Source organism: Planococcus glaciei, assembly GCF_900099655.1.
Classification (GTDB): domain Bacteria; phylum Bacillota; class Bacilli; order Bacillales_A; family Planococcaceae; genus Planococcus; species Planococcus glaciei.
On the sequence record NZ_FNDC01000031.1, the window covers coordinates 1 to 1,352 of the forward strand.

Genomic DNA, 1,352 nt, shown 5'->3' on the forward strand with positions numbered 1-1,352 from the left:
ACATACCAGGAAGCTTCAGCAAACACGGCCTACCTTCAGGTAGCTGAGAACCAGACACTCCTGATCCGCTTGAAACCAACGGGTCCCATATTGGCGAAACATCAACTTTCAAATCAAAAAGGCCAAGTGATTTCAGATCCGCTGCACCGGACGAAAAGCGAATCGAAACGCAGCCTATTGATTCACCAACTGACAGATGCCTTTTCTGATAAAGTTGCCATCCAGTGGTTTATCGAAGCCTTAACGGAGAAGTATCCACGGCATTTGGTCGATCAGCTGAAAGTGATTCAAAAGGCCATCCAAAAGCATCCGAATAGCACGGAAGCCGCTTTGAAGGAAGTCCAAAAACTGCAATTAATTAGTGGCAACGATTTCCGTGATATCGCTTACTCACTAGACCGACAGGTCCAGCAAGCATCCACACCTGAAATTCAACTGAATCAAAAGTACATCGAGCTGAAAGCGCCTGAACGATCCAGCGATACATACCTGAGAGTCCTGAGTGGAGGGCGAATGTAATGAGCCATCCTTTCGATTCCTTACAGCAACAATGCCGAACCTTACGGTTGGCAGAAACGGCAAAAGAGCTGCCTGCGCTTCTTCGAAAAGCAGAAGCCAAAGGTTGGACGTATCACGAGTTCACCCATGAACTTCTTTCCTATGAGCTGCAGTGTCGGGAACAGAAGACCACGGAGCGCTTGATGAAGTGGGCAGAGTTTCCGGAACTGAAGACGCTGGATGCCTACGATTTAAAGGAACAAAATGCGTTAGGCGAGAAGCAATTCAATGTGTTGAAAGAGTTGAATTGGGTGGAGGAGGATTTCACATTGATCTTAATGGGACCGACAGGTGCAGGCAAGACGCATCTGTCCGTCGCGTTAGGTGTGCATGCCGTCCAGCAAGGATTCCAAGTTTCCTTCGTTTCCATGGCCCATCTGATGTATATCCTGAAAACCCGGGAACACATCAAAAAATCCAACACCCGCTATAAGCGGATTATTGGATCTGATCTGGTCATTATTGATGACGTCATGTATATGACGTATGAAGCACACGAAGCCCATTTGTTTTTTCAATTCATTTACGACCTCTATGACAAAGCTGCTTTCATTTTAACCTCGAACAAGGGTCCGAATGAATGGGGTAAATTCCTGGGTGATCCCACATTGACGACGGCCATCTTAGATCGCCTGCTCCACCGGAGCGAAATCATTACCTTTGGTGAAGAAACGGACAGCATCCGTATGAAATACCGAAAAACTTTGTTTCCCGAAACAAGTGGTCTGTCTTAATTGGGGAAAGTTGATCTATCTTATTTGGGGAAAATTGATCTATTCTACTTGACGGTTACA

Annotated in this window: 1 protein-coding gene and 1 pseudogene; both read left to right on the plus strand. The window is 46.2% G+C overall.

The window, feature by feature from the left end; translation table 11 throughout:
* A pseudogene (locus BLQ32_RS19930) lies at positions 1 to 519 on the plus strand (IS21 family transposase); the annotation flags it as partial.
* The gene (gene istB / locus BLQ32_RS19535) at positions 519 to 1,292 is read left to right on the plus strand and encodes an IS21-like element helper ATPase IstB (RefSeq protein WP_074511891.1); all 774 of its coding nucleotides are present in this window, start codon (positions 519 to 521) and stop codon (positions 1,290 to 1,292) included. The pseudogene BLQ32_RS19930 and the gene istB, both read left to right, overlap by 1 nt.
* The last annotated feature ends 60 nt before the right edge of the window (positions 1,293 to 1,352 follow it).

Coding starts and splice junctions, on each gene's coding strand:
- istB (WP_074511891.1), top strand. CDS start 519: ATGAGCCATCCTTTCGATTCCTTACAGCAACAATGCCGAACCTTACGG.